Consider the following 23,316-nt stretch of genomic DNA (forward strand, 5'->3'; position numbering starts at 1 on the left):
GCTCGACAATGGTCGCCCGAGACGGCCCATGTTGTAAGTATCCGCCGACTCCACCCGTTAAATCACGATTTAGTCACGGCGCTGGTGCTCCTCGCGCTGCATGGCGTCGTTGACCTCGCCGACGAGCTCTTCGAGGATGTCCTCCAGGAAGAGGACCCCGATGAAGCGCCCTTGCGCGTTGCGCACGTGCCCGAGGTGGGCCCCTGAGCGCTGCATGGCCGCCAGCGCCTCCTCGACCTCGTCGTCGTAGCCGACGGGAACGAGTGCGCGAGCGCGCCAGGCGGGTACCGGCTCGGTGCGCTCGGCGCCGTCGGCGTAGAGGATGTCCTTGAGGTGCAGGTAGCCGGTGATGACGGGCTCCTCCCCCTGGTCAACCGCGGCCTGGTCGGCGACGAGCGGGAAGCGGGAGAAGCCGGTGGAGGCCACGGCCCGCTCCACGTCCTCCGGGGTGCAGTCCTGGGGCAGGGTGATGAGCTCGCTCAGGGGCACCATGACGCTGCCGGCGGTCTCCTCGGAGAACTCCAGGGCGCCGCTGAGCAGGCCGGTGGAGTCCTCCAGGACGCCTTCGGCGGTGGAGCGCTCGACGATGGAGGCGACCTCCTCGGCGTTGAAGGCGGCGGCGATCTCCTCCTTGGCCTCGATGCCCAGGACTTTGAGGGCCCCGTTGGCGAAGCCGTTGAGAGCGTTGACCACGGGGCTGAAGACGCGCGAGCACCACACCAGGGGCGGGGCGAGCCAGCGCACGGCCTTCTCCGGGGAGGCGATGGAGATGTTCTTGGGCACCATCTCCCCGGCGACGACGTGCAGGCCCACGACGATGACCAGGGCGATGACGACGGCGACGGCGTGGGAGCCGGCGTGCCCGACGCCGACGGTCGCCAGCAGGGGCTCCAGGGCGTGGGCGATGGCCGGCTCGGCGACAACGCCCAGTCCGGTAGAGCACAGGGTGACGCCGAGCTGGGCGGTGGCCAGCATGCGCGAGATGTTCTGCAGAGCCCATAGGGCGGTGGCGGCGCGGGCGTCGCCGGCCTCGGCCAGTGGCTCGAGCTGGCTGCGGCGCGAGGAGGTGACGGCGAACTCGGCGCCGACGAAGAAGGCGTTGCCGGCCAGGAGGATGACGGTGATCAAGAGGGCGATTGGCGTACTCATCGGCGCTCCCCCTCTGGTCCTTGGCTTCCGGGCGCGGTCTCAGGGTCCTTGGGGCGCACGTGGAGGCGGGTGACGCGGCGCCCGTCCATGGCGTCGACGGTCAGGGAGGCGTGGGGCAGGTCGACGACGTCGCCGACGGCGGGGATGCGGCCGAGCTCGGTCATGACCAGGCCGCCGAGGGTCTCGTAGGGGCCGTCGTCGGGGACCTGGATGGCGGCGCGGGTAGCGAGCTCGTCGGGGCGCATCCACCCGGGGACGACCCAGTGTCCGGAGGGGTCGAGGTGGGCGCCGGCGCGGCGGCGGTCGTGCTCGTCGGCGACGTCCCCGACGACCTCCTCGACGGCGTCCTCGAGGGTGACGACGCCGGCGGTGCCGCCGTACTCGTCGACGACGATCGCCATCTGGGAGCCCTGGGCACGCAGCTCGACGAGCAGGTCGGCCAGCGGCATGGTCTCGGGGACACGGGGGGCGGGCGTCATGAGGGAGGTGGAGGCGACCGGTACGTCGGCGCGCCGCTCGTAGGGGACGCCGATGGCACGGCGCAGGTGGACGATGCCCATGACGTCGTCGACGTCGCGGCCGATGACGGGGAAGCGGGAGTGGCCGGTGGCGCGGGCCAGGTGCACCACGTCCTCGGCGGAGTCATCGGCCTCAAGGGTGTGGAGGCGGCCGCGGTCGGTCATAACGTCCACGGCGGTCAGCGCCCCCAGTCCGATGGAGCGGGTGAGCAGGGTGGCGGTGGAGGCGTCGAGGGTGCCTTCCTCGGCGCTGTGGCGCACGAGGGAGGCGAGCTCGCCGGCGCTGCGGGTGCCGCTGAGCTCTTCGGCGGGTTCGATGCCCATGGCGTGCAGGACGGCGTTGGCGGCGCCGTTGAGCAGGACGATGAGGGGCTTGAGGAGGGTGGTGAAGCCCATGACGAAGGGGATCACGAGGCCTGCGGCGCGCATGGGGTCGGCCAGGGTGACGTTCTTGGGGATGAGCTCGCCGATGACCATGGAGAAGGCGTTGACGACGACGAGGGCGATGACCACTGCGGCGCCGGTGGCCACGGAGGCGGCCAGCCAGTGGCTCATGAGGCCGGTGAGCAGGTTCGCGAGGGCAGCCTGCATGGTGTAGCCCAGGAGCACGGTGGTCAGGGTGATGCCGACCTGGGCTCCGGACAGGAGGGTGGACAGGCGCCCCAGGGCTCGCTGGACGGTGGTGGCGCGCTTGTCGCCGGTGGCGGCGCGGGTCTCGACGGTGGAGGGGTCGAGGGCGACCAGGGAGAACTCGCCGGCAACGAACAGGGCGGTGCCCACGGTGAGGACCACGCCGACGGCGATCATGAGCCAGTCGGTCATGCGGGCCCCTCCCCCACGTGGAGTGCGGCGTGGGCGCCGGAGGCGGACGAGTCGGGGTGGGGGTGGTCAGAGGCGGGCGAGGAGGCGCGGTGCGTGCGGGTGCGGCGCCTTGAGGCCCGGCGGAAAGCCGATCGCATAGTGACCGAACGGTACCACCGCGGTGGTACTGCGGCCGAGGCAGACATCGGGTCTCACGTAACCATTACTGAAGTCACTGATTTCTCACGACTCAGGTAGCCTACGTCACAGACCGAGTGAGCACGGAGGTTGCGATGTCGTCACGGAAGCCACAGAAGGCGGTCCACTCAACTGATCCGAGCCAGTCCGGCTGGTGGCTCCTTGCGCCAGCTGGAGGCATCGTCGCTGGCGCCGCGATCCCGTACTTCGCAACACATAGCGCAGCATGGACAACAGGAGGAGGCGTTATCGGGGCCGCTGTTGGAGCCGCAGCGGCAGCGACACCCCAACTCCGTGACTGGGTCTCCATGCGCTCCCGCAGGCGACAAATCGCCGATTCAGCAGGAGTGGCAACTAACATAAGCGAGGAACCTTTAGAGTCACTGCGAGTACACAGCTCGGATCGTGATATCACCGAGTTCGTTCCTCGCGACATTCAGCACCAGCTGCTGGAGCACCTCAATAACGGAATACCCGTCCTCATTGAGGGACCATCCATGTCCGGGAAGACTCGCCTGGCATTAGAGACGATTCATTCCCACTGGCCGGAGACCCCGCTCTGGTTCCCAAGAGACGACGGCGACATCGAGAAGCTTCTCAACAGCGACCAACAGCCATCACCCAAGACCATCATCCTCCTGGATGACATCGACAGATTCCTATCCAATCAGAGCTTGACACTCGGACTGCTCAACCAGTGGACAAGTAGTTCCTGCACCATCATTGCTACGATAATGCGCTCCCAATACAACGAATACGGAGATCGCGCCAACGAGAAGGTTGTGGGGTGGGACACAATCAATCGCTTTAAAAAAATCACACTCAACCCCACGCTATCAAAAAACGAACTCAACGCAGTAAAGCTCACCTCTTACGCAAATCAACTATCACAGATCGAAAGTATCGGCTTAGGCCCCCTACTCGGGTGCGCCGAAGCAGTGCGCGCCACATTCGCCGACGAACTTGAGAAGCACTCATGGTGCGGGACACTGGTCAAAGCAGCAGCAGACTGGCGTCGCTTCGGCCTAGGAGCCGCCACAAAAAAGCAACTAATATCCTTCTCTTCAACATATCGAGACAACAGCGAAGAAATAGCCGATTGGGACAGCGTATGGTCACAAGCCATTAGGCCGATAAAAGGCTCCGTTCCACTCCTCAAGCAGGCAGGTGAAAATAAGTGGGAGGTGATCGACGTCATCGCAGACGACAAAACCACCTGGCCATTAACAATCGATACGTTATTAGAGTTAGGAAAAATGAGTCTTCCAGCACATCAACTATACCGAATGGCAATGATAATAGACCAAGACGCGCAACTATCGCCATCCCCTAAGCATATTTTTGAAGAAGCTCTCAAAAATAGCTCAAACGCCGCCTCGATTCTCGGCAGCTACGCCAACTACCTAGGGGACACATGTCATAGCATGGCTGATGTATTTCAAGCCCAAACGATATACGAGCAAGCCATCTCCGCAGAGCCCCATAACGCCCGATTTACAAAAGATTACGCGATATTTTTAGACGTGGTTGTCGGCGACACAAATCTAGCCATCACCATGTATGAGAAAGCTATTATCCTCGACCCTAACGACACATTCATCCTAGTATACTACGCTGAACTTTTAGCGAGCGCATCAGATAACACGCATCGCGTAAAGGAGGTGTACGAGCGAGCCATTACCCTCGACCCAAGTAACGTAAAAAACCTTCGTTCCTACGCACGCTTCCTGCACCAACAGGGAGACGAGATAAAATCACAGAAATTGTACAACCAAGCCAATTCCATAGACCCCAAAAGTGCACATCAATTATACGATTGACCACATTCCGTCCTCAACGGCACGAACAGACATTCGTCTTCAACCTCACCAGTCGATCGACAACTTCGAGCATAACTATCTATGAGCGCAGCCCCTGAAGCAGAAACATTAGGATCTTGCGGGAGACGGCGACACGTCCCGGCTCGATGCCTTCGAGGAGTGGCGAGACCTGTAGGTCGCCGCCATCGGGCCGGCCGCCGGGCCGGGGCCGCGAGCGTGTCACGCCCGGGACACGCATGTGTCTTTGGTCCCGTATTTGCTCGCATGAGACGCCCTTCACCTTCTAGGATGTCCGATGAACGCCGCCGTTCCTCCCCCGGGGTCCCGCTGAGGCTCCCAGTGTCGGAACGGGAGACTGACGAGCCCCGAGGAGACCCCGACGTGCCCACGCAGGACCAGATCAGCCCAGGTTTCGGTGCCAACGAGTGGATGGTGGAGGAGATGCGGGCCGCCTGGTCAGCGGATCCCTCCTCCGTGAGTCCCCAGTGGCGCGAGCTCTTCGAGACCGATCCCAGTGTCGGCCTGCATCAGCCGAGCCCCGCCACCTCCATGGGCTCTGCGTCGTCGGGCCCCGGTGGGCCGCGCCGGGCCACCATCACGCCCCAGGCAGCCTCCACCCTGCGCCGCTCCTCCGCCGTCCAGGACGTCACGCGCTCCGACCTCCCACCGGCGCCGCCGTCGGACACCGCACCCCCGACCTCCCCCTACGCCCAGCGCCAGGCCGCCCACCCCGCGCACGACCAGGACGGTGACGCCTGTGAGGACCGCACCACCAGGCTCAAGGGGGCGGCGGCCCGCACCGCCAAGAACATGGACGACTCCCTGTCCATGCCCACGGCCACCTCCGCCCGGGCCGTGCCCGCCAAGGTCCTCATCGAGAACCGCGCCGTCATCAACAGCCACCTGGCCCGCACCCGCGGCGGCAAGGTCTCCTTCACCCACCTCATCGGCTGGGCGGTGGTCGAGGCCCTTTCCGAGATGCCCTCGATGAACGTCTCCTACGGGGTTGACGAGGCCGGCAAGCCGGTCCTGCACGAGCCCGCCCACGTGGCCTTCGGCCTGGCCATCGACGTGCCCGGCGCTGACGGACAGCGCCGCCTGCTGGTGCCCTCCATCAAGCAGGCCGACCTTATGAACCTGTCCCAGTTCGTAGAGGCCTACGAGGCCCTCGTGGCCAAGGCCCGCGACAACAAGCTGGACCTTGACGACTTCCGCGGCACCACCGTGACCCTGACCAACCCGGGCATGATCGGCACCCTGCACTCGGTGCCGCGCCTCATGCCCGGCCAGGGGCTCATCGTGGGGGTCGGCGCCATGGACTACCCGGCCGCCTTCGCCGGCGCGAGCCCCGACACCCTGGCCCGCCACGGCATCGGCAAGGTCGTCACCCTGACCTCCACCTACGACCACCGCGTCATCCAGGGCGCCGCCTCCGGCGAGTTCCTGCGCCTGGTGGAGCGCAAGCTCCTGGGACTGGACGGCTTCTGGAACCGAGCCTTCGAGTCCCTGCGCATCCCCCTCGAGCCGGTCGCGTGGATGCGTGACACCACCTACGACCCCGAGCTGGAGACCGGCAAGCCGGCGCGCGTGGCCGAGCTCATCCACGCCTACCGTCAGCGCGGCCACCTGGCCGCCGACAACGACCCGCTCACCTACCGCCTGCGCCGCCACCCGGACCTGGACATCACCTCCTACGGGCTGAGCCTGTGGGACCTGGACCGCTCCTTCCCCACCCGGGGGCTGGGCGGGCGCGATCGGGCCACCCTGCGCGAGATCCTCAAGATGCTGCGCGACGCCTACTGCCGCACCGTGGGCGTGGAGTACATGCACATCCAGGACCCGGCCCAGCGCGTCTGGTGGCAGGAGCGCCTCGAGCGCGACTGGGAGGACATCGGTGACGAGGAGCGCCGTCGAATCCTCACCAAGCTGGAGCAGGCCGAGGCCTTCGAGACCTTCCTGCAGACCAAGTACGTGGGCCAGAAGCGCTTCAGCCTCGAGGGCGGGGAGTCCCTCATCGTGGCCCTGGACCGCCTGCTCGACGCCGCCGCCCACGACGGCCTCGACGAGGTCGTCATCGGCATGGCCCACCGCGGCCGCCTCAACGTGCTCACCAACATCGCCGGCAAGTCCTACGGCCAGGTCTTCGACGAGTTCGAGGGCAACGGCGTCATCGAGGGCGCCGGCACCGGGGACGTCAAGTACCACCTGGGCACCGTGGGCGTCTTCTCCGGGACCGACGGCGTGTCCACCCGCGTCTCCCTGGCCGCCAACCCCTCCCACCTGGAGACGGTCGACGGCGTCGTCGAGGGCATCGTGCGCGCCAAGCAGGACCGCATCGGCCTGGGCGAGAAGGGCTACACGGTCATGCCGGTCCTCGTCCACGGCGACGCCGCCTTCGCCGGCCAGGGCGTGGTCTACGAGACCCTCAACATGAGCCAGCTGCCCGCCTACCGCACCGGCGGCACCGTCCACATCGTCGTCAACAACCAGATCGGCTTCACCACCGGCTCAGCCTCGGCCCGTTCCACCATCTACGCCACCGACCTGGCCAAGGGCCTGCAGGTGCCGATCTTCCACGTCAACGCCGACGACCCCGAGACGGTGGCCCGCACCGCCCGCCACGCCTACGAGTACCGACGCACCTTCCACAAGGACGTCATCATCGACCTCATCTGCTACCGGCGCCGCGGCCACAACGAGGGAGACGACCCCTCGATGACTCAGCCGCTCATGTACCGGCTCATCGACTCACTGGACTCCACGCGCGGGGTCTACACCGCCGCCCTCGTGGGACGCGGCGACATCACCCCGCAGGAGGCCGGCGAGATCGCCAAGAGCTACCAGGACGAGCTGGAGCGGGTCTTCACCGAGGCCCGCGTCCAGGTCACCGGGGGCACGGGCTCCGGCGGCGCCGGGGACGCCACCGACACCTCCACGCAGGACCTGTCGGACCCCACGAAGGTCGGCGTGCCCCTGTCCTCCCTGGAGGTCCCCTACTCCCAGCGGGCGGGCACCGGCATGATGCTGGGCTGGGCCTCGGCCGTGCCGCGCGACGTCGTCGAGCGCATCGGCGACGCCCAGGTCGCCTGGCCCGAGTCCTTCACCGTCCACCCCAAGCTCCAGGCCATGCTCTCCAAGCGCCGCGAGGCCACGCGCGAAGGCGGCATCGACTGGGGGCTCGGAGAGCTCATCGCCCTGGGGAGCCTGCTCATGGAGGGCGTGCCGATCCGCCTGGCCGGCGAGGACGCCCGCCGCGCCACCTTCGCCCAGCGTCACGCCGTCCTGCACGACCACGCCTCCGGGCAGGAATGGACACCCCTGAGCTTCCTGACCCCGGACCAGGCGCCCCTGGAGATCTACGACTCCCTGCTCAGCGAGTACGCCGCCCTGGCCTTCGAGTACGGCTACTCCGTGGAGCGCCCCGAGGGACTGACCATGTGGGAGGCCCAGTTCGGCGACTTCGCCAACGGCGCCCAGTCCGTCGTCGACGAGTACGTCACCTCCGCCGCCCAGAAGTGGGGGCAGCGCTCCGGCCTGGTCATGCTGCTCCCCCACGGCCAGGAGGGGCAGGGACCCGACCACTCCTCGGCCCGCATCGAGCGCTACCTGCAGATGTGCGCCCAGGACAACATGCTGGTGGCCCAGCCCTCCACGCCCGCCAGCTACTTCCACCTGCTGCGCGAGCACACCTACACCCGTCCGCGCCGCCCGCTCATCGTCTTCACCCCCAAGCAGCTGCTGCGTCTGAAGGCCGCCTGCTCGCCGGTGGAGGACTTCACCTCCGGCACCTTCAAGCCGGTCATCGGGGAGACCGACGACGCCGTCCTGGCCGTAGCGCGCAAGCAAGACGTGGACCGGGTGCTGCTGTGCTCGGGGCGCGTCTACTACGACCTGCTGGCCCACCGGACCAAGACCGGGGACACCAGCACGGCCATCGTCCGCCTCGAGCAGCTCTACCCGCTTCAGACCCAGGACATCGCCGAGGCGCTGGCCCCCTTCAGTGGGGCCGAGCTCGTGTGGGTGCAGGACGAGCCCGCCAACCAGGGCATGTGGCCCTACCTGGCGCTCCACCTGCCGACCGACCTGACCGGTGGTGTCCTACCGACGCTGGTCTCCCGGCCCGAGGCCGCCGCCCCAGCGGTGGGCACCGCCGGCGTCCACCGCGCCCAGCAGGAGGAGATCCTCCGTCAGGCCTTCGCCCGCCACTGAGAACGGGCTGATCGTTTCCGACTCATTGCAGGCCAAAGCCTCCGAAATGCCGTCAGCCTCCACCGTTACAACCCAAGGTCACGATAATGTCAAGACAGCATGAGGGATCATGAGGCATGAGGAGGCGCTGCCATGCGTGAGACGAGGCTGAGCTTCATTGGCGACGAGCTGGTGGCCGGTCATGGTGACGGGCGCGCCCTGGGATGGACGGGCCGGGTCATGGCCCGCACGCCCCGGGACGCCGACATCCTGTGGACCTCGCTGGCGGTTCCCGGTGAGACGACGGCGCAGATGTCCGACCGCTGGGGCCCCGAGGTGGCCCGGCGCTCCACGCACACCGGCATCAACCGGCTCGTCGTGGGGCTGGGCGTGGCCGACGTGCTCGCCGGCATCTCCTACGCCCGCTCACGCCTGGCCCTGGCCAACATCCTCGACACTGCCGCCTCCGACCACCGCGAGTGCTTCGTGGTCGGGCCCCCTCCCCTGCCCGAGGCCGACCCCGACGCCACTGCCCAGCTCTCCCAGGCCGCCGAGGAGGTGTGCCTGAGGCGCAACGTGCCCTACGTGGACGCCTTCGAGCCGCTGCGCAACCACGAGCAGTGGACGGCCGACGTCGCCGCCGCCGGCGGCACGCACCCGGGCCAGGCCGGCTACGGTCTGCTGGCCTGGCTGGTGCTGCACCGCGGCTGGTACGAGTGGCTCGGCGTCGAGCGCCCCGAGTCCTGACGCCTCGATACCCGCCGGTCAGGCAGGCGCCGGAGAGCCTTCGTCAGACGACGACTCGAAGGCGGCGAAGATGTCGCCGCTGATCCCCACCAGGCGGTTGGAGACGTGGTTGTTGAAGAAACCGACGATAGGGCCGATGAAGAAGCCCATGATGACCGTGCCCAGGGCGACGATGCCCAGCGAGAGGTCGAACCTGATCAGGAGCAGGGCCAGGAAGATCGTGATGATGTCCTGGACCAGCCGGTAGGCGCGGTAGCTGTAGCGCGGGAAGTGCCGCCTGAGCGAGGGAGCGATCCCGTCATAGGGGCACTGGCCCAGGTCGCAGGTGATGTACATGGAGACTCCCAGGCAGAACAGCGGCAACCCGATCGCCAGGTGGAGGAGCATGCTGCCGACGGAGTACTCGACGTGGAAGAAGCTGCGGTAGATCGGGCGGAAGTAGTCCACGAGGACACCCACGACGGTGAAGTTGATGACCGTCCCCAGACCGAAGATGGACCGGTCGAAGGGGAAGACGAGGATCAGCATGATGATGTTGACGATCGGGACGATCGCCGCGAAGGAGATCCCGGAGACGTGGGAGATGCCCTGCAGGAAGGCGGTGAACGGGTCGACGCCGCTCTTGCCCTCCAGGCAGATCGCGATCCCGACTGCCGTAATCACCTCCCCCAGGAAGCACACGAGGATGCGCCGCAGGAGCGAGTTGTCAGAAAGTGTCCACTGGTCTGGTGCGGTCAGGTTCCTCAGGTTCATGTCACACCGCCGTCGTTGAGGAGGAGCCGGCAAGGCCATACCTACGAGACACCACCGGGTTCCTCGGTGAGAGGCTGGACAGTGCCCCTCACCACGAATCAGGCCGTGTTCCGCGGCTCACACCTCAGCGTCTCATCACCGTCAAGGCCATAGGACCCAAACTGCGAGCGCGAACCGGCGCCTGACCAGGGCGGTTCCGGAACGGCTCAAGAACGGCGTCGGCCGGTCACCGTGGCGGTAACCGGCCGACATCTGCTATGTCTCAGGGCGTTGCGCTCAGCGCGCCACCCGGCTCAGGCGTTGGGACGCTTGCCGTGGTTGGCGCTGGACTTGGCGCGTGCACGACGCTTACGACCGCGCTTGCTCATCACTGCCTCCTCGTGTCTTGACTCGCCCCACGAGGGGGCACGGAACGCCGCCGATTCTCGCACACGGCGGCGCGCCTGGGCCAGTCTCGTGCCGCCGACCAGCCGGTGAAGGCGACCACACGTCAGCGCACGTCACTGCCTGCGGGGCCCGGCCGCGTCCTCAGTCGCGTTCGAAGCGGACGGTCCGGGAGGACTCGACCCGGGACTCCACGACGCGCACGACCCGCCCGGAGGCGGAGGACTGGGTCCGGGTCGTGGTCGACGTCGTCGTCACACTCACCGCGGTGGCGCGCAGGGCCGACAGGCGCCCCAGGACGCGGGCGCGCAGCTCGGGAGGGGCCTGCTCGGCGCACCGCGAGCGCAGGATCTCCCGCAGGTGGGTCTCGGCGTCGGCGAGGCGGGAGCAGTGCGAGCAGGTGGCCACGTGCTGGGCGAGGCGCTCGGCCAGGTCGGCGGTGCACTCGCGGTCGAGGAAGGCCTCCAGGTGGGCGCGGGCCTCGGCGCAGGAGCAGTCCTGGGAGTCGTCCGCCGTCTTGGGGCTCTTGACCGGCTCGGCGCTCTTGTCGCCGTTGGTACCCGGTTCCATGTGGTCTGTCATTTCTCCTCCTCCCCGTATCCGTACTCTCGGGCGTAGTCGGCCAGCAGCTCGCGCAGCTGGCGGCGCCCTCGGTGCAGCCGGGACATGACGGTCCCGATGGGCGTGTCCATGATCTCGGCGATCTCCTTGTAGGAGAAGCCCTCCACGTCCGCCAGGTAGACGGCCAGGCGCCGGTCCTCGGTGAGCTGTCCCAGGGCGTCCTTGATGTCGGAGTCCGGCAGGGCGTCCAGGGCGAGGTTCTCCGCGCTGGGCAGCCCCACCGAGTCGTGGGAGGCGGCCCGGTGCAGCTGCCAGTCCTCGACCGCCTCCGCGTCGGACTGGAGCGGCTCGCGCTGCTTCTTGCGGTAGGAGTTGATGAAGGTGTTGGTCAGGATCCGGTAGAGCCAGGCCTTGAGGTTGGTGCCGGGCCGGTACTGGTGGAAGGAGCCGAAGGCCTTGGCGTAGGCGTCCTGCACAAGGTCCTCGGCGTCAGCCCGGTTACGGGTCATGCGCAGGGCGGCGCCGTAGAGCTGGTCCAGGTAGGGCAGGGCCTCGGCCTCGAAGCGGGCGGCCCGGGCGGCCTCGTCCTCACCGGCCGGCGCCCGGTCCAGATCGCGTACGTCATCGCCCGGATCGATCACCTCATCCAGGGCGAGCTCATCTGTGTGGTCGTCGATGTCCGTCATCAGCCACGAGCCTAACGTGCTCCTGGGGTCCTGGGCCTCACCGACGCCACGAGCCTCGGCCATTGTCTCGGTCATCATCTCGGTCATCCTGGCCGGCCGTCCCGACGGGACACGGTGCCGACGGCGCCGGTCCTGCCGGCCGGGCCGCTCACGGCGGCCTCGTGGCCCGCTCGGTAGTGCGCCCCGCCGGCGGGCGGTCCGTCTCGATGGCGGCGCGGTCGGCTGCTGAGTACTCATGTCCTGACCAACGCGATAGCGGCCAGGATTCATTCCCCGTCCGCGCCCAGCGAGGCACGCGCCACGTTCGAGCGGCGATATCGCTGGCCCGAGCCGCCCGTGTAGGTCAGGATGGGGGCATGAACATTCTGCGCTCCTTCGTCCGCCCCATGCTCGCTGCGCCCTTCATCGTCGATGGACTCGACGCCATGGTGCGCCCGTCGCGCCACGTGGAGAAGTTCGAGAAGGTCGCCCCCACGCTGGAGCGGGCCGGCCTGCCGCCGGTGCTGACCTCCGACGCCCGGCTGCTCACCCGAGCCTCGGGCGCCGTGAGCCTCGTGGCCGGGCTGGGGCTGGCCGCCGGCCGGGCGCCCCGCACGAACGCCACCATCCTGGCCGCCCTCAACGTGCCTCTCACCGTGGTCAACAACCCCGTCTGGGCGGTCAAGGGGACGCAGGCCCGCAAGGAGGCCCTCTCCGGGCTGCTGCGCGGGGCCGCCCTGGGAGCCGGGCTCGCGCTGGCCGCCGTCGACCGTCAGGGCAGGCCGTCCCTGGCCTGGCAGGTGCGCAACGCCCGCCAGCAGCGCGAGGCGATGCAGGCCGCCCAGCAGGCCGCCCAGCGGCGCTACGTGACCGCCTGAGTCACCCTCGCCGGCCCCATAGCCCGTTGGTTCCAGGCCCGGGCCCGACGTCGGCCCATCGCCGTCACCGCTCGGAGCGCCCCGGCACCTGTCACCTGGGCGACACAGGCGGCGGCTACGCTCGCCCCGGTCCACTTCCGACCGGTCGCGGCGCCCTGAGGCGCCCGCACCACCGACCACCACGCGCAGACACGTCATCGACACGCTAGGGAGCACTCATGACCGTCCAGTCCGCCCAGCCGGCTCAGGCAAGCCAGTCGCCCCAGTCGGAGCAGGCTGCACAGCCCGACATCGTCTACACCTGGACCGATGAGGCCCCGATGCTGGCGACCCACTCCTTCCTGCCGATCGTGCGCGGCTTCGCCCAGCGGGCGGGCGTGAGCGTGGGCACCGCGGACATCTCGTTGGCGGGACGCATCCTGGCGGCCTTCTCCCTGGCCGACGACGACCTGGCCCGCCTGGGTGAGCTCACCCAGTCCCCGGCGGCCACGATCATCAAGCTGCCCAACGTCTCGGCCTCCCTGCCCCAGCTCAAGGCCGCCATCGCCGAGCTCCAGGCCCTGGGATACGAGATCCCCGACTATCCCGACTCCCCCGCCACGCCCGCCGAGCAGGAGGCGCGCGCCGCCTATGACGCCGTCAAGGGCAGCGCCGTCAACCCCGTCCTGCGCGAGGGCAACTCGGACCGGCGCGCCCCGGCGGCCGTCAAGGCCTACGCCCGCTCCCACCCGCACTCGATGGGGGCCTGGTCACCCGAGTCGCGCACCCGCGTGGCCACGATGGGATCGGGCGACTTCCGGCGCAATGAGCGCAGCGTCGTCGTGCCCGAGGCCGGTACCCTGCAGATCCGGTTGCGCCCGGCCGACGGCGGCGAGCCGATCGTCCTGCGGGAGTCGCTGCCGGTGAGCGCCGGGGAGGTCGTGGACGCCACCTTCATGAGCGCCGCCGCCCTGGATGAGTTCCTCGCCGGGCAGGTGGCCGCCGCCAAGGACGAGGACCTGCTGCTGTCGGTGCACCTGAAGGCCACGATGATGAAGGTCTCCGACCCGATCATCTTCGGTCACGCGGTGCGCGCCGCCCTGCCGGGCGTCTTCTCCACCTATGGGCGGGTCCTGGCCGAGGCGGGCCTGCGGGCCGAGGACGGGCTGGCCTCGATCCTGGCGGGCCTGGACTCGCTGCCCCAGGGCGAGGAGATCCGCGCCGCCATCGAGGCCGAGCTGGCCGCCGGGCCGCGCCTGTCCATGGTGGACTCCGAGCGCGGCGTCACGAACCTGCACGTGCCCAGTGACGTCATCATCGACGCCTCCATGCCCGCCATGATCCGGGCCGGCGGGCACCTGTGGGGGCCGGACGGCCAGACCGCGGACACCCTCGCCGTCATCCCGGACTCCTCCTACGCCGGGGTCTACCAGGCCGTCATCGATGACTGCCGCACCCACGGCGCCCTGAACCCGGCCACCATGGGCTCGGTGCCCAATGTGGGCCTCATGGCCCGCAAGGCCGAGGAGTACGGCAGCCACGACAAGACCTTCCTCATCCCGGCCGACGGCACCGTGGAGGTCGTCGTGGTCGAGGGCGCGGGCGCCGAGCCCGGTGCGGTGCTGCTGTCCCACGAGGTGGCCGCCGGCGACATCTGGCGGGCCTGCACCACCCAGGACGCCCCCATCCGCGACTGGGTGCACCTGGCGGTCACGCGGGCCCGAGCCACCGGCGCCCCGGCCGTCTTCTGGCTGGACCCCGAGCGCGGGCACGACACCGTCCTCATCGACCTGGTGAACCGTTACCTGGCAGATGAGGACACCGAGGGCCTGGACATCCGCGTCCTGGACCCGGTGGCGGCCACGCGCCTGTCCCTGGAGCGCGCCCGCCGCGGCGAGGACACGATCTCGGTGACCGGCAACGTGCTGCGCGACTACAACACGGACCTCTTCCCCATCCTCGAGCTGGGCACGAGCGCCAAGATGCTCTCGGTGGTGCCGCTGATGAACGGCGGCGGCCTCTATGAGACCGGGGCCGGGGGCTCGGCCCCCAAGCATGTGCGCCAGCTGCTTGAGGAGGACTACCTGCGCTGGGACTCCCTGGGCGAGTTCCTGGCCCTGGCGGAGGCCTTCCACCACGTGGCCCAGGTCAGCGGCAACGAGCGCGCCGAGGTCCTGGCCGACGCCCTGGAGGCCGCCACGGCCCGGCTGCTGGAGGAGAACCGCTCCCCGGCACGCCGCCTGGGGCAGATCGACAACCGCGGCTCGCACGCCTGGCTGGCCCTGTACTGGGCCCGCGAGCTGGCCGCGCAGGAGACCAGTCCTGAGCTCGCCGCCGTCTTCTCCCCGATCGCCCAGCAGCTCGAGGCCTTCAATGACACGATCCAGGCCGAGCTGCTGGCCGTCCAGGGTTCCCCGGTGGACATCGGCGGCTACTACCGTCCCGATGAGGCCCTGACCGACGCCGTCATGCGTCCCTCGACGACCCTCAACGCGGTCATCGAGGCCCTCGCATGACCGACGCCCCCGGCGCCGGCGACCCTGGCGTCCCTGCGGCCCTCTCGGCCGGATCGGCCGAGCCGTGGCGGGCACCGGTGGCGGCGGGGGCGCCGGAGGCCGTCGTGGAGCTGCCGGGCTCGAAGTCGCTGAGTGCGCGGGCCCTGCTGCTGGCCGCGCTCGCTGACGCACCGACCACGCTCACCGGGCTCCTGCGCTCGCGCGACACCGAGCTCATGCTCGCCGCCCTGAGCGTGCTCGGTGCCCGCTTCGAGGACCTCGACGAGACCGGCACTCGCCTGCGCGTCACGCCCGCTCCCCTGCCGCTGCACGTGCAGGCCGGATCCGACGGCGTCGGACGCATCGACGTCGGCCTGGCCGGGACCGTCATGCGCTTCGTGCCCGCCCTGGCCGCGCTGGCCGACGCCCCGGTCGTCTTCGACGGGGACGAGGCCGCCCGGCGCCGCCCCATGGCGCCTCTGCTCGACGCGCTGGCCGCCCTGGGCGCCGAGGTCACCCACCTCGGTGAGCCCGGTTTCCTGCCCTTCCGAGTCGGCCCCGGCGGCGGCGCCCTCCTGCGAGCCGAGGGCGCCCGGGTGGCGATTGACGGCTCGGCCTCCTCCCAGTTCGTCTCCGCCCTCCTGCTCCTGGGCGCCATCCTGCCCGGCGGTTTGGAGGTTACCCCCACCGGGCCGGTGCCCTCGCTGACGCACGTGGCCATGACGGTGGCGACGCTGCGCGAGCGGGGCATCGCCGTCGACGAGCCCGCCCCCGGTGCCGGTGACGGCGAGCGCACCTGGCGGGTCCACCCCGGCCGCCCGCTCGGAGGGCAGGTGGCTATCGAGCCGGACCTGTCCAACGCCGGCCCCTTCCTGGCTGCCGCCCTCGTGGCCGGCGGCCGGGTGAGTATCCCCCACTGGCCGGCGGCCACGACCCAGGCCGGCGACGCCTGGCGCGAACTCCTCCCCCGCCTAGGCGGGGAGGTGACACTCACCGACGGGACCCTCACGGCCCGCGGCACCGGGCGGCTGACCGGGATCCACGCGGACCTGTCCGACGTCGGCGAGCTGGCCCCCACAGTGGCGGCCCTGGCAGCGCTTGCCGGAGCCCAGGGCCACACCAGCGCCCTCACCGGCATCGCGCACCTGCGCGGGCACGAGACCGACCGCCTGGCGGCCCTGGCCACCCAGATCCGCCTCCTGGGCGGGGACGCCGAGGAAACCACTGACGGGCTCATCATCCGCCCCGCACCGCTGCACGGCGCCGCCCTGCGCTCCTACGCCGACCACCGGATGGCGACCTTCGCCGCCATCATCGGCCTGAGCGTCGAGGGTGTGAGCCTGGACGACGTCGAGTGCACCTCCAAGACGCTGCCCGGCTTCACGGACCTGTGGGCCGCCATGCTCGCCACCGCCCGTGAGTGCGGTACCGGCCCCGCCACGGCGTCGCACCGCGATCCGGCGACCCCGGGAGATGGTGCCTGATGGTCCGCCGCGACATCGGCACCGACGACCCGCGCGTGAGAGTCCGCCCCGGCCGGGGCTCGCGCCCGCGCACCAAGCAACGCCCCAGCCACGCCGACGCGGCCCTGGGCATGGTCACCCGCATCGACCGCGGCCACTACCGGATCCGCCTGGACGACCCAAGTCTCACCGAGGACTCCAGCGGCAACATCACCGCCATGAAGGCCCGCGAGCTGGGTCGGGGCAAGGTCGTCGTCGGCGACCGGGTTGCCGTCGTCGGGGACACCAGCGGCCGCAAAGGCACCCTGGCGCGCATGGTCCGCATCGAGGAGCGCACCACCCTGCTGCGCCGCAGTGCCGAGGACGGGGACGGAGCCGGCACCGAGAGGGCGATCGTCGCCAACGCCGGCAAGCTCGTCATCGTCACCGCCGTGGCCGACCCCGAGCCGCGCCCGCGCATGATCGACCGATACCTCGTGGCCGCCTACGACGCCGGCATGGAGCCGCTCATTGTGCTCACCAAGACCGACCTGGCCGACGCCGCCCCGTTGACGGACCTTTACAGCCCCCTGGGCGTGCGCTGCCTGGCCACGCGACTGAGCCCCCACGGGCCCGAGGCCGCCCCCTCCCAGACCGGCGGCGAGCGGCCCGACGACGGCGTCGAGGCGGTCCGCCAGGTGCTCGACGGAGCCGTCTCAGTCCTCGTGGGCCACTCCGGGGTCGGCAAGTCCACGCTCATCAACGCGCTCGTGCCGGGCGCCGACCGCGCCACCGGGCACGTCAACGAGGTCACCGGCCGGGGTCGCCACACCTCCACCAGCCTTCAGGCCCTCGAGCTGCCCGGGGGCGGCTGGGTCATCGACACCCCCGGCGTGCGTTCTTTCGGGGTTTCCCACGTCGGCAGCGCCGACGTCCTGCGGGGCTTCCCGGACCTGGCTCGCGTGGCTGAGGACTGTCCACGCGGGTGCACCCACGAGGACGGCGTCGTCGACTGCGCCCTGGATAAGTGGGCGAGCACGGCGGACGGGCCGGACGCCCCGGGAGCCTTGGCCGCTCCCGAGGAGCGGAGCGCGCGGGTGGAGTCCTTCCGACGACTGCTGGCCCCCTCACTGGAGGCCGAGGACCCCACCCGTCCCTGATGCAATCCCGGCGGCGTGCGGAGCCCTTCCGGGCACGTCACAGTTTCGTCGACAGCGCGCCCCTTAACCCCGAGAGCCGTTTGCCCTGGTACAAGGCGATGACCCACCAGAAACGGCGTCAATACTGAGTTTTTTCACGTTTCACCGGAGCCGCTATTGGATGCTATGTGCCAAAACTCACATCACGCAGCCGTTGCAGGATTCAACTACACACCGATTTTGACGGTTCCCACAAGCGAAAGCGCGTTAGTCTCAGGACATGCACAACCGTCCGACCCCTTCGCTTCCACGTCCCGCTCTGGGCGACCTGTCCGCACGCGCTAACCTCTCTGCGGCGCGCCGGCGCGTCCTGGAGGTCGTGGAGGCTTCTAACGACGCAATGACGGCCGTCCAGGTCGCCAGCGCACTCAACCTGCACCACAACACCGTCCGTGAGCACCTCGACGCCCTGGTTGACGCCGGTTTCGTCACGGTGTCCACCAAGCCGACGGGCAAGCGGGGCCGCCCAGCCCTGCGCTACGCCTCAACGGCCCCCGACCCCCAGCAGATGGTCGACGCCTACCTGCTGCTGCTCGATGCGATCGCCGACACCCTGGGCGAGGGCGAGGATGCCCACGCCACCGCTCTGGAGATCGGTCGCCGCTGGGCCGAGCTGACCCCCGGCACCGTTGCCGAGCCGACGGTCGACGGCGAGCAGGTGGACCGGGTCACCGCCCTCATCCCCTACCTCGCGGTCATGGGCTTCGCCCCGGAGGTCTCCGGAGACACCGTCGTCCTGCGCTCCTGCCCGCTCATCACCCGCAACCACCAGCCGCGCGACCTGGTGTGCACCATGCACGAGGGTTTCCTCCGGGCCGTCGTCGGCCCCGACCCGGCCGCCTACGAGCGCCTCAAGTTCCTGCCCAACGGGCCTGACGGCTGCCAGATCAACTCGGCTCAGCCCGTCCACGAGGAGCCGGACCTCAAGATCGTCCACGCCGACGTCGCCTGAGCGCCCGACCTCGACCACACCACCAGTCCACCCGTCCACCACTTCTGATATCGCTAGGCTTCGGCCCCGGGTACAGTCCCCCGGGGCCGAAGCGGCGTTCGGGGGCACTCCAAGCCGTGGCCTGAGGCGCCCACGACTCAGGCGCTGACCTCCAGGACGCCGTGAGCGCCCTTCTCCATGTCGGCGAAGGAGTGCGTCACGAACACGTAGTGGCCCGGCTCGGAGGCGACGCACTCCACGAATCCGCCCTGGGCCGGCTGCAGGCCAAGGGCCTGGGAACCGCCGGACCAGGCGGCCCCGATGCGGCTCGGGCCGCCGAGGGTCCAGGCCCCCTCGAAGAAGACCTGGTCGAACTGCAGGCCGACGGTGTGGAAGGACGTCGGCAGGGAGGGCCCGGCGGCCATGACCCAGAAGCGCACGCGCTCGCCGACCTTGGCCTTGAGAGGCTGCTGGCGGTACTGGAAGGCCACCCCGTTGAAGGTCATGAGGTCGGGGGTCTTGGCGGCGATCTTGTCCGTGTTGGGCTCGCCGCCCTCGGGACCGAGGTAGACCTCGGAGGCGACGATGACGTACTCGCGGTCCACGGCCGCCAGCCCCGGCGGGTCGATGATGACGGCCCCGTGCATGCCGGAGGCCAGGTGCAGGCTCATCGGCGAGGTGGAGCAGTGGTAGAGCCAGATCCCCGAGTACTGGGCCTTGAAGGTGTAGACGAGGGACTCCCCGGGGTTGATCGAGCGCATCGCCTGATCGGGCGGGGTGATCCCGGCGTGGAAGTCCAGGGAGTGGCTCATCGTGCCGTCGTTGACCAGGGTGATCTCGAAGGTGTCCCCCACCTTGCCGCGCAGGACGGGGCCGGGGACCTGCCCGTTGAAAGTCATGCGCCGCTGGGTGACACCGGCGCCGACCTGCATGACCTGCTCCTTGACGGTGAAGGTGTGCCGGTGGGTCATGGGGCCGCCATCGGGGCTGGTGGGGGCGGGCGGCAGGGCGGCGTCGAAGGCCTTGAAGTCGGCAGGCAGACGGGCCGAGTAGTCGGGAACCGCGTCCTTGCCGGAGCCGGCCTGCTTGCTCTGACCGCTGCCGTGCTGGTGGGCACCGGCGACTGCCCCGCCGGCAGTGACGTGGAAGACCATGCCCTGGGCGCGGTGGCCGGCGATGGAGCACCAGCCCTCGATCGGCCCGGGGACGACATCGACCTCGAGCCTGCCCTTGGCGCCGGCGGCGATGCGCCCGGTGGTCTGGCCGGTGGCCAGGACGAGGTCGTGGACCTGGTCGGCGGTGTTGTCCAGGGTGATGACGAGCCGGTCACCGGGGGTGACGTCGACCGTGTCGGGCACGAACCGCATGCCCTGCACCTTGATGGTGGCGTTGACGGTGTTGCCGGTGGGCGCGACGTCCTGGGTGGTCCCGCCCTGGCCGCGGTTGCCGATGACGCTTCCGACGACGACGGCCGCTCCGGCGGTGAGCAGTCCCATGAGGATGCCGCGGCGGTCGGCGGACTGGAGCAGGCCGCCCGAGGGCGATGCGGCAGTCCCACCTCCCGCCGCCCGGCCGGCCCCGCCAGGCAGGAGGCGGCGGCCGCGGTCGATGGCGGGGGCCGTACCGGCCGTCACCGCTCGGCGGTGGGCGCCCTCAGGTTTGTCAGCGCCCGCCGCGGCGCGCCCGGCAGCAGTGCCGCCGGAGGTCTGAGCAGTGTCGCCGGCGTCGCTGTTCGCGGGGTCCTGGGCGGCAGTGTCCTGAGCAGGGGCGTTCTCGGAGCCAGCTGTCTCGGGAGCGGCGGCCTCGTCGGGGGATGGTGCCTGCGCGTCGGGCGTCTTCGTCATCGGGTTCCCCTTCGGGGCTGGGCGGACCGGTGGCCCGCGGGGTCGGAGGTGGGGGCGGCGTCGGCCGAGGTGCGTGGGGTACGCGGGGGGCGCTTGCGCTGGGAGAGCTCACGCAGGCTGAGGATCATGCCCACCAGCAGGTAGGAGGTCACCAGCGCGGCCAGGGCACCGGCGACGACGCGCACCCGCCAGGGCGCCCCCGGGCTGAGCGCCAGCAGGAGGCAGGCATTGGCGGCGGTGACCCGGTAGGCGGCGACGCGGTCCATGATCGCGTTGGTGGCCCGGGTGGCTGCGGGGCCGCCACCGAGCATCACCGGGGTGAGGTAGCTCAGGGCCGCCACGAGGATCTGCAGGGCGAAGCCCGCCGCCAGGGGCAGGCGCAGGGAGTGGATGACCTGGCGGGCAGCGGCGGCGTCGTCGGCCAGCGCCATGCGGGCCCCCAGGACGGCGACGCAGCCGATGAACCAGGCCACCGAGGCCGTGGCGGAGGCCGTAGCGAAGGAGATCGGCGGGACCCGGCGGGCGGTGCGGTACGCGGGCACGAGGACGGCGCAGGCGCCACCGAGGTAGACCAGGGTGCCCAGGCCCGCCAGGGGCGGCCACAGCCCGCAGGCGGCCACCAGCCCGGTGCCGCCCACGAGGTAGGGCAGGCCGCGGGTGGTCCAGCGCGGTGCGACCGGCTCCATGGGGGTGCGCAGCATCGTGGGCCACAGGACGGTGAGCGTGCCCAGGACCGTGGTGCCCACGAAGCCCAGCAGCATGGTGGTCGTGTGGGCCAGGTAGAAGCCGTCGGCCAGGGCGGAGCGCCCGTGGGCGTTGGACCAGGAGATGAGGAAGCCCAGGAGCGCACCGGTGGCCAGCAGGACCAAAGCGACGGCGTAGTGGAGGGCCAGGGACGCCAGACGCGGGGCAATGGCCCTGCGGTACTGCACAGTGATGGCCACGACGCCGGCGACGGCCTGGGCCATGACGACGGCCGCCCCGATGAGCGCGACCACCTGCTGGCCCATGGTGATGCCGGTGAGCACGACGGCGGTGCCGAGGCTGTGGGCGTAGAGGCGCACGTCCAGCAGGGCGGCGCCGCCCAGGGCCGGGCGGTGCAGGAGGGTGTCGGCGAAGTGGGCGGACCAGATGGTGATGGCGCTGCCGATCCCGCCCAGGAGCAGGGCGTGCAGGGGCAGCCAGGTGCCCCAGGAGACCAGCGGGCCCACGATGGTCAGGGCCGCCAGGACCGCGGCGATGAGCAGCCAGGCCATGACCAGGGCATTGCGACGCACCTGGATGGTGCGCCGGGAGGGCTTCTTGGCGGGGCGGCCTGGGCCACTCGCTCGTCCGGGGCCGGGAAGCGAGCCGGGGCGGGGGGCGGGCCCGGTACCGGGAGAACCGATGGACAGGCTCATGTGGGGCTCCCTGTCGCCGGCGACGTCGTCGCCCCGGATGCCGCGGCCGCAGCCGGCGGTCTTGCCCTCACCGGTTCGCGGATGCTGCCGGAGGCCAGGACGCGCCCCAGGGTGAGGACCATAAAGACGCCGATCGCCGCCACTCCCACGGCGCCGCCGACCTTCCAGGCCGCGGAGGCCTGCGCCAGCAGCCCCGCGACGCGCACCACCAGGCCGGCGTGCAGCAGAACGTAGGGCAGCCACATGAGTCGGTGGTAGGGCAGGGCGCGGTGGACGATCGCGGGGATGATGACCGGCGCATGGGCCAGGATCATGGAGAAGGCGAAGCCCACCGTGATGCAGTGGATGACGATCTCGTAGGCGGCCCCGTTCAGCCCCTGCAGGCCCCACAGCGACCAGACCGCCCCGGCGACGGCGAGCCACCCGTAGCCGGCGAGCATGGAGGCTGCCATGAAACGCACCCCGCCGCGCAGGCGGATCGTGCGTCGGGCGACGTCGTAGTAGGCCGTGACAACGGCCAGCCCCAGCAGGGCCGGGCCGACCACCAGGTGGGAGCCCGGTGCGATGAGCATCAGGCAGGCGCCCAGGACCACCGCACCGGACAGCGCCTCGACAACGGTCTCCACCATCTCGTCGAGGAAGGCGATACGGGCCAGCTCCAGGCGCTCACCGATGATGGTGAGCGCGGGGAAGAGCAGCCACAGCGGGACGACGTCCTCCATGCCGCGGCCCCCCAGCCACAGGACGTCCCCCAGCAGGAGGGCGGCCGCGCCCATGGCCTCGACGTCGACGGCTGCGCTGGGGGCGCGCCGGTGAACGCGCAGGTAGATGGCGCACAGGATGCCGGCGGCGCCGGTCATGAGTCCCCGACCGACGACGTCGGGGGCACCGGCCATGAGGGCCAGGCATCCCACGGCACTGCCCAGTGGGGCGAGGAAGGCCCAGGGGGCGCGGGCGGCGACCGCCCGCTCCAGGGCGATAACGGTCCCCAGGAAGCCGACGAGCATGAGGGGGCCGTGGAGAGCCGCCAGCTCGGCCCCGCCGACGGGTGCCGGCAGGTTGAGGCGCAGGAGGGCGGCGTTGAGTCCCATGAGGATGCAGGCGGCGCCCAGGGCCAGGGCCACCAGGCGCGGCGCCACCCGGCTGGTCAGCGCCCGGCTGAGTCGGTCCGTCTCCACGGTCCAACCGTATCCAACGGCGCCGCAAACGCCCGCACTCACATCGACAAAAACTTCATAGACGACACGGCTCCGCGTCGTTTATGAAGTTTCGGTAGGTTTGCCGAGCGTCGACCGGGCCTGCGGAGGTGGACGGTCGTTCCTGCGAGCCCTGCGGTGGTAGTAAGGTCACGCTCACCAGTACGA

17 protein-coding genes are annotated in these 23,316 nt (G+C 70.0%); 8 read left to right on the plus strand and 9 right to left on the minus strand.

What is annotated here, in order from left to right; genetic code table 11:
• Positions 1-69: 69 nt before the first annotated feature.
• Positions 70-1,149, minus strand: coding sequence for a hemolysin family protein (locus RIV14_RS07610; protein ID WP_075372225.1), 1,080 nt, complete (start codon positions 1,147-1,149; stop codon positions 70-72).
• Positions 1,146-2,489, minus strand: coding sequence for a hemolysin family protein (locus tag RIV14_RS07615; protein ID WP_075372224.1), 1,344 nt, complete (start codon positions 2,487-2,489; stop codon positions 1,146-1,148). Before RIV14_RS07615 ends, RIV14_RS07610 begins: the two co-directional genes overlap by 4 nt.
• A 272-nt stretch (positions 2,490-2,761) precedes the next feature.
• Between RIV14_RS07615 and RIV14_RS07620 the strand changes: the two genes are divergently transcribed.
• From RIV14_RS07620 to RIV14_RS07630, 3 genes are all read left to right on the plus strand, one after another.
• Positions 2,762-4,486, plus strand: coding sequence for a tetratricopeptide repeat protein (locus RIV14_RS07620; protein WP_143223514.1), 1,725 nt, complete (start codon positions 2,762-2,764; stop codon positions 4,484-4,486).
• 381 nt (positions 4,487-4,867) lie between these two features.
• Positions 4,868-8,695, plus strand: coding sequence for a multifunctional oxoglutarate decarboxylase/oxoglutarate dehydrogenase thiamine pyrophosphate-binding subunit/dihydrolipoyllysine-residue succinyltransferase subunit (locus RIV14_RS07625; RefSeq protein ID WP_075372223.1), 3,828 nt, complete (start codon positions 4,868-4,870; stop codon positions 8,693-8,695).
• A gap of 132 nt (positions 8,696-8,827) precedes the next feature.
• Positions 8,828-9,421, plus strand: a complete 594-nt coding sequence (locus tag RIV14_RS07630) for a GDSL-type esterase/lipase family protein (RefSeq protein ID WP_003785741.1) — start codon at positions 8,828-8,830, stop codon at positions 9,419-9,421.
• An 18-nt stretch (positions 9,422-9,439) separates the two neighbouring features.
• On the opposite strand, the gene RIV14_RS07635 is transcribed toward RIV14_RS07630, so the two are convergent.
• The 4 genes from RIV14_RS07635 to RIV14_RS07645 all read right to left on the minus strand — a co-directional run bounded on the left by RIV14_RS07635 (position 9,440) and on the right by RIV14_RS07645 (position 11,805).
• Positions 9,440-10,174 carry a YczE/YyaS/YitT family protein gene (locus tag RIV14_RS07635; RefSeq protein WP_075372222.1) on the minus strand — a complete coding sequence of 245 codons (735 nt, stop codon included), beginning with the start codon at positions 10,172-10,174 and terminating at the stop codon, positions 9,440-9,442.
• 293 nt (positions 10,175-10,467) lie between these two features.
• Positions 10,468-10,542, minus strand: a complete 75-nt coding sequence (locus RIV14_RS13740) for a 50S ribosomal protein bL37 (RefSeq protein WP_370538935.1) — start codon at positions 10,540-10,542, stop codon at positions 10,468-10,470.
• A 160-nt stretch (positions 10,543-10,702) separates the two neighbouring features.
• Positions 10,703-11,140 carry a mycothiol system anti-sigma-R factor gene (gene rsrA / locus RIV14_RS07640; RefSeq protein WP_070658072.1) on the minus strand — a complete coding sequence of 146 codons (438 nt, stop codon included), beginning with the start codon at positions 11,138-11,140 and terminating at the stop codon, positions 10,703-10,705.
• Positions 11,137-11,805 (minus strand): sigma-70 family RNA polymerase sigma factor, encoded by a 669-nt coding sequence (locus RIV14_RS07645; RefSeq protein ID WP_070658076.1) that lies wholly within the window; start codon positions 11,803-11,805, stop codon positions 11,137-11,139. Before RIV14_RS07645 ends, rsrA begins: the two co-directional genes overlap by 4 nt.
• 356 nt (positions 11,806-12,161) lie before the next feature.
• On the opposite strand from RIV14_RS07645, the gene RIV14_RS07650 reads away from it, so the two are divergent.
• From RIV14_RS07650 to RIV14_RS07670, 5 genes are all read left to right on the plus strand, one after another.
• Entirely contained in the window at positions 12,162-12,662 is a 501-nt protein-coding gene (locus RIV14_RS07650; RefSeq protein ID WP_075372221.1) for a DoxX family membrane protein, read from the plus strand.
• A 218-nt stretch (positions 12,663-12,880) separates the two neighbouring features.
• The gene (locus tag RIV14_RS07655) at positions 12,881-15,157 is read left to right on the plus strand and encodes an NADP-dependent isocitrate dehydrogenase (RefSeq protein ID WP_075372220.1); all 2,277 of its coding nucleotides are present in this window, start codon (positions 12,881-12,883) and stop codon (positions 15,155-15,157) included.
• Positions 15,154-16,620 (plus strand): 3-phosphoshikimate 1-carboxyvinyltransferase, encoded by a 1,467-nt coding sequence (aroA, locus tag RIV14_RS07660; protein WP_081381820.1) that lies wholly within the window; start codon positions 15,154-15,156, stop codon positions 16,618-16,620. Before RIV14_RS07655 ends, aroA begins: the two co-directional genes overlap by 4 nt.
• Entirely contained in the window at positions 16,620-17,738 is a 1,119-nt protein-coding gene (rsgA, locus tag RIV14_RS07665) for a ribosome small subunit-dependent GTPase A (protein ID WP_075372219.1), read from the plus strand. The genes aroA and rsgA overlap by 1 nt, the downstream gene beginning before the upstream one ends.
• A gap of 259 nt (positions 17,739-17,997) precedes the next feature.
• Positions 17,998-18,729 carry a helix-turn-helix transcriptional regulator gene (locus RIV14_RS07670; protein ID WP_070658833.1) on the plus strand — a complete coding sequence of 244 codons (732 nt, stop codon included), beginning with the start codon at positions 17,998-18,000 and terminating at the stop codon, positions 18,727-18,729.
• Positions 18,730-18,866: 137 nt separating this feature from the next.
• On the opposite strand, the gene RIV14_RS07675 is transcribed toward RIV14_RS07670, so the two are convergent.
• Genes RIV14_RS07675 through RIV14_RS07685 form a run of 3 tightly spaced genes read right to left on the minus strand, consistent with a single transcriptional unit; the run spans position 18,867 to position 23,130 of the window.
• A complete protein-coding gene (locus RIV14_RS07675; RefSeq protein WP_075372218.1) occupies positions 18,867-20,552 on the minus strand; it encodes a multicopper oxidase domain-containing protein in 1,686 nt (561 codons plus the stop codon).
• The gene (locus tag RIV14_RS07680) at positions 20,549-21,952 is read right to left on the minus strand and encodes a hypothetical protein (RefSeq protein WP_075372217.1); all 1,404 of its coding nucleotides are present in this window, start codon (positions 21,950-21,952) and stop codon (positions 20,549-20,551) included. The genes RIV14_RS07675 and RIV14_RS07680 overlap by 4 nt, the downstream gene beginning before the upstream one ends.
• Complete coding sequence (locus RIV14_RS07685; RefSeq protein WP_075372216.1) at positions 21,949-23,130, minus strand: hypothetical protein; 1,182 nt, start codon at positions 23,128-23,130, stop codon at positions 21,949-21,951. Before RIV14_RS07685 ends, RIV14_RS07680 begins: the two co-directional genes overlap by 4 nt.
• Between the last annotated feature and the right edge of the window lie 186 nt (positions 23,131-23,316).

Origin of the sequence: Actinomyces acetigenes (assembly GCF_031296635.1) — a bacterium.
Lineage (GTDB): Bacteria > Actinomycetota > Actinomycetes > Actinomycetales > Actinomycetaceae > Actinomyces > Actinomyces acetigenes.